The organism is Luteibacter sp. SVR4-7G (assembly GCF_056755555.1).
In genome coordinates, this window is sequence record NZ_JBPGXO010000040.1 from 31,673 (window position 1) to 40,628 (window position 8,956).

The 8,956-nt window shown below is 66.2% G+C and carries 3 protein-coding genes; 1 reads left to right on the plus strand and 2 read right to left on the minus strand.

What is annotated here, in order from left to right; genetic code table 11:
* The first annotated feature begins 211 nt into the window (after nucleotides 1-211).
* On the plus strand, nucleotides 212-6,313 hold the full coding sequence (locus ACR9ZH_RS14655) for a hypothetical protein (protein ID WP_481291491.1): 6,102 nt from the start codon (nucleotides 212-214) through the stop codon (nucleotides 6,311-6,313).
* 38 nt (nucleotides 6,314-6,351) lie between these two features.
* Here ACR9ZH_RS14655 and ACR9ZH_RS14660 read toward each other — a convergent pair whose 3' ends face one another.
* Both ACR9ZH_RS14660 and ACR9ZH_RS14665 read right to left on the minus strand, forming a co-directional pair.
* Nucleotides 6,352-8,031: a hybrid sensor histidine kinase/response regulator gene (locus ACR9ZH_RS14660; RefSeq protein ID WP_481291492.1), complete on the minus strand. Its 1,680-nt coding sequence runs from the start codon at nucleotides 8,029-8,031 to the stop codon at nucleotides 6,352-6,354.
* Between the two features lie 136 nt (nucleotides 8,032-8,167).
* Complete coding sequence (locus ACR9ZH_RS14665; protein WP_481291493.1) at nucleotides 8,168-8,884, minus strand: response regulator transcription factor; 717 nt, start codon at nucleotides 8,882-8,884, stop codon at nucleotides 8,168-8,170.
* Nucleotides 8,885-8,956 lie beyond the last annotated feature (72 nt).

Consider the following 8,956-nt stretch of genomic DNA (forward strand, 5'->3'; position numbering starts at 1 on the left):
AGCGTCGGTACTGCTTGAACTCGGTGACGATCTAGGCGGAGTAGCACATCCGAGCGGCATACCGTCAGGGCATGTGACGGGTCGCGACGACCGCCACACTAAACGTGCGAATCCGGAACTTCCGGCGAACCCGCGTTCGATAGCGAAACCGCATCGCACGCTCTTTCGGGATGATGGCTCTTGAGCTTTCTTCCCCTTGGAGCATTCGATCATGGCTATGCGCATTTCCGGCAACCTGCCTGGAGCACCCCCGCTTGAACGGATGACGCGCCGGCCGCTGTTCCGCGCGGTGGGCGCGTGCCTGATCGCCGTTGGCGCCGCCGGGTACTTCGTGGCATCCGCGGCATCGGCACAGTCGGCTCCGGCGCCGGACACGTCGCCCTGGATCATCAGCAACGTGGGTACGACGGGCACCGATCAGACCGGCCAGCAAGGCGGACAGGCGACAGGCATCTTCGAGTTCACCGATACGCTGATCTACCCGAGCATCAATTTCGCCAGCATTGGCGGTACGGGCGGCACGGGTTATGACTCCAGCGACACGACCGGCCCGGGCGGCGCGGGCGGTAACAGCGGCTGGGTCAACCTGAACATGCAGGAAGCGGTGATCTCCAGCAACAACGTCGCCACGCCCGGCAACCCCAATGCGGCGGTGTGGCTGCGTAGCCTCGGCGGCACGGGCGGCACCGCCGGCAAGATGCGTTCGAGCTTCGGTTCCCCCGGCATGCCGGGCGCGGGGGGTGCATCGGGCGGCGTGCAATTCACCCAGAACTGGAACATCTGGAGCACGGCGGGTTGGAACGGCAGCCAGGCGGGCACCACAGCCGTCCTTCTGCAGGCGAACGGTGGCGATGCGGCCGAGCCGCTGGGTACCGACGGTGCCGAGGGTGCGGGCAAGATGAAGGGTGCCAATGGCGGCGCGGGCGGCGCCGGTGGCCCGGCAAATTACAGCCTGACCGGCATGGGTTCCGTGATATCGCAGGGCTCGGCCGTGGTGGTGCAGTCGGCAGGCGGCCAGGGCGGCGACGGTACCCTCGCGACTTCGACCGTCGGTGAAGGCTACGGCGGTGACGGTGGCGTTGGCGGCAATGGTGGAGACGTTTCTGCATCCCTCGGCCAGGCACAAGCCGACTCGGATCTCACCAGCACCATCAGCGCCGTGGGTGCGCCGACGGCGGCGACGGGATCCGTTGTCGTCGTGGACACGAGCGGCAACACCGCGGAAGCTGCGGACCTGGCGGCCGGCGTGCTCGCGCAGAGCCTCGGCGGCGTGGGTGGCGCCGGCGGCCTTGGCGACGGCACGACCAGCCGCGCTGGCTCGGGTGGCGCCGCGGGCTCGGCGGGCAACGTCAACGTGACGGTGCAGAACGTTACCAACATCAGCACCACGGGCTTCGCCGCAGCGGGCATCGTGGCGCAATCGGTCGGTGGCGCGGGTGGCAACGGTGCGGGGGCTGGCGGCATCTTCTACAAGAAGGCCGGCAATGGCGGCATGGGCGGTGCAGCGGGCGACGTCCAGGTCAACCTCGGTTACAGCGGCAACACCACCTGGCCCTCCAACCTCGTGTCCACCATCGGCGACGACTCCATCGGCGTGATCGCCCAATCCATCGGCGGGGGCGGCGGCGTAGGCGGTGCGGTATCCGCCGGCTCCCTGCTTGCCGGTGTCGCCATCGGCGGTAACGGCGAAGCCGGTGGCGTGGCGGGCATCGTCAACCTGTTCAATGGCATGCCCGCGGTGAACTCCAATCCGACGTTGCCCGGCTTCATCGTCAGCACGCTCGGCCAGAACTCGAGCGGCCTGGTCGCGCAGTCGATCGGCGGCGGTGGCGGGACGGGCGGTTCGGCGCAGAACACCAGCCTGGGCGCGTTCAACTACACGGTGGGCGGAAACGGCGGCAGTGGCGGCAGTGCGGGCCTCCCCGGCATGGAACAGGTGGGTGTCGTGAACCTCGGCATCGTCAACACGGTGGGTGGCCACGCCAAGGGCATCGTTGCGCAGGCGATCGGCGGCGGTGGCGGCGACGGCGGCGCGGCGATGGCGCAGAGCGCGAGCGACATGCTGAACGTGCAGGTCACAGTCGGCGGCTCGGGCGGCACGGGCGGCAGTGCGGGTGATGTGGCGGTACAGAATCGGGGCCAGTTGCTGACAAACGGCTCGGATGCCTATGGCGTGTTGGCGCAGAGCATCAGCGGCGGCGGTGGCAACGGTGGGTCGAGCGTATCCAATGTGTTCCAGCTGCCGGGCGCCAACGAGGTGCCGCAGCTGACCATCAACACGTCGGTGGGTGGCAACGGCGGCGACGGCTCGCCGAGCGGCAACGTCACGGCCTCGAACGACGAAGTCATCATGACGGCTGGCGCCTCCTCGCACGGCATCCTGGCGCAGAGCATCACCAACGGCGGCGGCAACGGCGGCGACTCCAGCGCGCTCACGATCGGTGCCCAGACGGGCCCGTCGCTCACCGTCACCACCAGCGTCGGTGGTAGTGGTGGGGGCGCCGCGCAGGCAGGCAACGTCACCGCGACGAACGACGGGAGCTCTATGATATGGACGCTCGGCGACAGCGCCGACGGCATCTTTGCCCAGAGCATCGGTGGCGGTGGCGGCAACGGCGGCACGGCCAAGGCGACCACCGAGTTCCTCGGGCCGTACAAGGGCGGCTCCTCACAGCTGAACATGAACCTCGGCGGCACGGGCGGCAACGGTTCGTCCGGCGGCACGGTCACCGCGACGAACAACGGCAACATGCTGACCATGGGCGACAACAGCGCCGGCATCTTCGCCCAGAGCGTGGGTGGCGGTGGCGGCAGCAGCCAGGGCGGCACGGAAAAGGGCGCCGGCGGCAGCATCAAGGAGACCATCACGGTCACCGGCAACAGCAGCGCCGCGGCCAACGGCGGCGCCGTGAACGTCACTAACAACGGCGGCATCGTGACCTTCGGTGGCGACTCGGCAGGCATCCTCGCGCAGTCGGTCGGCGGTGGTGGCGGCAAGGCAGGCACCGGAAGCACGGCCGGCCCAGCCAGCGCCGACCTGACATTGTCCGGTTACCTCGCCGCCAGCACGATACTCAAGGGCGCCGTCCAATCCCTCGGTGGCGTCGAAACGTTCACGGCGGGCGCGTTCTCGAATGTCGATCCCTTCGCGCTCACGCGTTACGGCAACGACTACCTCAGCTATGCCGCGAGCCACACGCCTGCGGGTTCCGACGCCAACGACGGCGTCGTCAGCACCGAGCTCAACGTAGGTGGCGGCACCAATGGCGACCAGGGCCCCGCCGCTGCCGGCAACGGCGGCGCGGTAACGGTGACCAACACCACGCTGATCCAGACGGGCGGCCCGGCCTCGTCGGCCATGGTCGCGCAGAGCATCGGCGGCGGCGGTGGTATCGCCGGAGCCACTGCTACCAATGCCCAGCAATCCAGCAGCGGCAACACGGCCAACTTCGTGATGAACCTGGGTTCGCGTACCGATAATGCGGGCGACGGCGGCACCGTCCAGGTCACCAACAGCGGCATGTTGACGACCGCAGGCGACGCCAGCTTCGGCATGTACGCGCAGTCGGTGGGCGGTGGCGGCGGCGAAACCGTCATGACCGCCAGCAATTACACGCCCGATGGCAAGCCAATGCCCATCAGCATCGCCGCCGGTGTCCTGACGCTGGGGACGGGCGGCGACGTCACGGCCAACCACGGAGGCCACATGGAGACGCTCGGCAACGATGCCGTCGGTATCGTGGCGCAGAGCATTGGCGGCAGTGGCGGTACGGCCATCGTGATGCAGACCGGCGCCAACGCGGCGGGGCAGGCCATGGGCGTGACGAATCCGAACGCCGATCCCACCGGCGCTGACCACCGCGTGTGGGTCGGCAGCAACGAGGTGAGCAATTCCAACTGGTTCGCTTGTGCGCCTGTCCAAACCGGTATTTCCTACAACACATGCGGAAACGGGGGCCAGGTCACGGTGACCACGGGGGTCGGCAGCACGATCAGCACGTCCGGGCGCAACGCGCACGGCATTCTTGCCCAGTCCATCGGCGGTGGAGGTGGCTGGATCGTCGGCCTCAGCGAAGCCAATGGCAGCAATCCGTTCGACGCACCGATGATGGCTGGCAATGGCGGCGAGGTCCAGGTGACGGTGTGGGGTACCGTCACGACGACAGGCGCCGGTGCCTATGGCGTGCTGGCGCAAAGCGTTGGCGGCGGCGGCATTCTTGGCGGAGACCTCGCGAACGCTGGTGGGTGGGCGCAACTACCGGGTTCGACCAACGGGGACGACAACAGAAGCCGCGCCGGCAACGGCGGCGGGGTCTACGTCGGCAACGTCGGAACCATCAGCACCACGGGCGCACGCGCGCATGCCATCTTTGCGCAGAGCATCGGCGGCGGCGGGGGCACCTGGGCTACGTCCAGCGCGGACCCAACCCAGGTCGGCAACCTGGTGATGGGCACGGCCGGCGGCATCGGCGACTCGAGCGGCATCGGCATCAGCAATTCCGGCACGGTGTCGGCCAGTGGGCAAGGAGCCAGCGCGATCTATGTCGATGCCGAGGGGCAGAACCATCAAACCGATGTAGAGATCTACAATAACTCGAATGCGACGATCGCCGGCAACAGTTCGGCGCCCGCCATCAACTTGATGGGCTATGCGACGAACGGCAATGGCACGGTGAACAACAGCGGCACCATCACCAATGCGGGTGGCACGGCTGTGAACGTGCAGGATTATGGCGTCGTCAACAATAAAGCGGGCGGGACACTCATTGGCGACCTCTACCTCGGCAGTACGGGCTCCTTGAACAACGATGGGACCTGGGCCACCGGTACGTATAGCAATCTGGGCATGGCGATCAACCTCGGCACGATCGTTGTCAACGGCGCGGTCAGTAGCATGTATTCGTCGAGCACACTGGCTGGCAGCCTCACCGAATGGGGCGCGATACAGACGAATATCGACTTCTACAACAAGTTGGCGGGTTACCTGGATGTGCAGGGTAGCCTGTATTTCAATGCAAATGCGTCGGTCGTGCTGAAGCCGCAGTCGCTGGCGCCCGGTGTACCCGTCGCCATCATGGGTGCCAACTCTTACGCCGGTCCGCTGCCGAAAGTGACCGATACCGGCTCGAGCTACCTGTTCGATTACACGCCGTCCTACGACGGCGAGGGTGACCTGTTGGTGCAGGCCAGCCAGCTGTCACGGTTCGCGAAGACGGCCTCAGGGATCGCCGGCAACGCGAACCTCCTGTCAGGCGCGGCGTACCTGGATGGCGTCTGGTCGAATGGCGTGAGCCAGTCGATGGCACAGACCTTTGCCCGACTGTCGGCCGTGAGCAATGCGACGCAGTACCTGTCTGCCCTGCAGGGTCTTGGCAACGAAGGTGTGGCGGCGGCCAGCGTCAACCATGTGGTGACCAGCAATGCGTTCGTCGAACGGATGAACAGCTGCCCGCGCTTCGACGGCGACATGACGCAAAGTGAACACGACTGTGCATGGGGCCGCGTGATCAGCAACAGCACGGACCAGGATGTTGCCAATGACAGCTTCGGCTATCACCAGAGCGGCCAGGTATTCCAACTTGGCGGACAGAAGGAAGTGGCTGACGACTGGTTCGTCGGTGGCTCGGTATCGTCCGACCACACGAGCCTGAGCGCCACGGCGGCAGCGGGCTCCGTGAGCGGCGAAGGCTGGACCGCCGGGCTGGTGGCTAAGCGCCAGATGAGCGACTGGCTGGTGTCGGCCGCGCTGGAAGGTGGGGAGATGAGCTATCGCTCCACCCGCTACACCCCGTTCTATGACATCGGTGGCACCGCGCGGGGCAAGTTCGACGTGACGCACTGGGGCATCCACTCGCGCATCAGCCGCCAGTTCGCGTTCGACCACTGGTACCTGAAGCCGTACATCGATCTGCATGCCACGCACATCAACTCGGACAGCTACACGGAACAGGGTGGCGGCGCCTTCGACATGAAGGTGGCGGGATCCAGCAGCAACGTCCTCGGCGCCTCGCCGATGCTGGAAGCCGGCAGCAAGTTCGACATCGGCCAGGACACCACGCTGCAGGTCTATGCCGGCGTCGGCGGGGCCTTCTACAACCAGGGCAGCCTGAGCACCGACATGCAGCTGGCCGACCAGCCGGGGCCGGTGTACTTCAGCCAGTCCAGCACCCTGCCGAAGGAGCGCCTGAAGACGACGGCCGGCCTGGACCTGAAGACGGGCGACCACTGGGATGTTCGCCTCGAGTATTCGGGCGAGTCCGCCAACCACCTCGACTCGGACACCGGCGCGCTCAAGGTGAGTTACAAGTTCTGATCGGGAACGGGCCGCGGCAGGGATGCCGCGGCCTTCGTTCATAACGGCCTGTGCCCGCCGACGACGTCGTAAATCTTTCTGGCGAGATGATCCGGTGAGAACGGTTTGGGCAGACGATACGTCCTTGCCCTCGCGCCACCGCCTTGTTCGACCGGCGCATGGGTCGAAATGAGGATGGCGGGGACATCCGGGAACCGCTCCCACAGGCGGCGCATGACGGTCGCCCCGTCCATGTCGGGCATGTGGTGGTCGCACACGATCACATCCGGGGGTTCCTGCATGGCCTCGGCCGAGCGCAGTGCGGAGCGGCCGTCCCGGGCGGGTTCGACGCGGTAGCCATAGTCCTCCAGTGAGGACACAAGGATGCCCCGGAGCACATCGTCGTCGTCCACGAGGAGCACGCGTATGTCGTCGTCCTCGCGCGGTGCCTGGGCCGACGGGACGCGCGTACCCTCTCGGAGCCACAGGGTGACGGTGGTCCCCTGCCCCAGGGTGCTCGCGATCGTCATGCGCCCCCCGCTGCGTTCGACCATACCGTGGACCACGCTGAGGCCGAGCCCGGTCCCGACGCCGGGTGGCTTGGTCGTGAAGAAGGGTTCGAGCACCCGGCGCCGCGTTTCCTCGGACATGCCTTCGCCGGTGTCCCCGATTGCCACGCGTACCCAGTTACCCTCTTCCAGGCTCACTTCGACCCGGCATGTGCCTCCTCCGGGCATGGCGTCGCGCGCGTTGGCCGCCAGGTTGAGCAGCGCCAGCTCGAATTGCTCCCGATCGAACCGGACGATCAGGTCACCGGGCGGTGCCTCGATGACCAGGCGCACGGGTTCGGGAAGGAGCTGGCGCAGCATCGGCCGGACCTCTTCCAGCGCCTGCACGGCATCGAACGACTGCGACGAAGCAGGTTCGGCGCGGCTGAAGTCCAGCAACTTGCGGCTGATGCTGGCACCGCGACGTGCCGCCACGTCGATGCCTTCAAGCGCGTCGCACAAGACGCGTTCGCGGGGGGTCCCGGGCGCGCCCGCTCCTGGCCGCCGTCGCTCCCGCGCAAAGCCGAGAATGACACCGAGGATGTTGTTGAAGTCATGCGCGGTGCCGCTGGCGAGTTGCCCGACCGCGCGCATCTTTTCGAGATGAATGACCTGCTGCTGCGTCTTCTCGCGTTCCAAGATCTCGGCCGCCAGTTTCGCGCCGTTCCGCTCCGATTCGGCCAGGGCATCGCGCAGCGCCTTCACCGTCTGGTCGAGGAGCGCGGCGACCACGAGTTGGCTCAACGCCACGGAAGCGATAGGGAAGACATCGAAGACAAATTTACCGTCCTTGTAAAAGTGCGCGAACGAATCCGCGACGGTGCCCACGGTAAAGTTCAGCACGATCGCGGCGAAGACAATCCACAGCGCGCGCCGGCCCAGCATCAGGGCGGCGATGATCATCGTCAGGTTGAAGTAGTGCGTCCCCAACGTGGACCCGAAGGCCATGTAATTGAGGGTCAGAAGACCCAGCAATGAGGAGAGGAACAATCTGACGGCCGCGGAAAACCGTCCTTCCCTGACCACCCAGAAACACACGACACAGACCGCCGCCATCGCGACGTCGGTGCCGATGTCGACCCACATGCCGGCGCGCGGCCAGGGCAGGATCCTTCCCCAGACCTTGGCGAGGAGAAATTGCTGGACGTCGGAGTTCCAGTACTTCTGCGGTTCGGCCGTGAACAGGGTCACGCCGAAATAGACGAGGAACAGCTGGAAGAACGCGCCGTTACGCCGTTCGATGTCGTTGGCGACGGGAATGTCACGAAGCCAGCGCCAAAGTCTGTTGCTCATCGCCCTGCCCCCCGCAATGATCGCCCCGCCCGTACTACGAGCGGGAAATCCAGACATATCCTTCCCCGTGGACCGCTGTGATCGGCAACGGCGTGGCGGTCGCTTGTTTCACCTTCCGCCGAAGCCGGTGGAGCAGGTTGTCCAGCCTGTGCAGGTCGAAATCGTACACGTCGGTCGTCATCGCGGACACAAGCGTGTCGCGATCGACCACTTCATCGCGGTGCTCGAGCAGGCAAGCGACGAACTTTCGCTCCGACTTCGTCAGCAAGACGGCGGCCCCGTGCGGGCCGACGAGGCGCCAGCCTTTGGGGTCCAGCGACCAGTCGGACCTCTTCACGTCTGTGAAGGCCGCCGCAGGGAGAATGCGCCGGGCCACGCTCTGTATCGTCGCAACCAGCACATCGATTTCAACCGGCTTCGTCAGGTAGGCGTCGGCGCCCTCGCTCAGGCCACGCACCCGGTTGGTCGTGTCGTTCCTCCCGGTGAGCATCACCACACCCATTGGCGGCCGCAGGATCCGGAGCCGCTGCGTCACGGTAAACCCGTCCTCATCGGGCAGGCCGACGTCGAGGACAACGATGTCGAAATGCCGCTCTTCCAGGCGCTGGTAGAGCTCGGCCGCCGTCGTGAGCGGTTCGACGGCCATGCCGTACTCGGCAAGCTGTGGCACGAGGATGCGGTCCCGGAGGATGAGATCGTCCTCGAGGAGTGCTATCGCAAGACCGCCGTTCCCTGCCGCAACGTCGTTCATAGAATGACTCGTTCCTTAACGGATCACGGCACGCGATCCCCGCGGCGCCCGCTCCATCGCGAAGCCTAATAT

What these genes read in the sequence shown, in the direction of transcription:
- ACR9ZH_RS14655 (WP_481291491.1), top strand. Translation starts at nt 212, where the DNA reads ATGGCTATGCGCATTTCCGGCAACCTGCCTGGAGCACCCCCGCTTGAA.
- ACR9ZH_RS14665 (WP_481291493.1), bottom strand. Translation starts at nt 8,884, where the DNA reads ATGAACGACGTTGCGGCAGGGAACGGCGGTCTTGCGATAGCACTCCTC.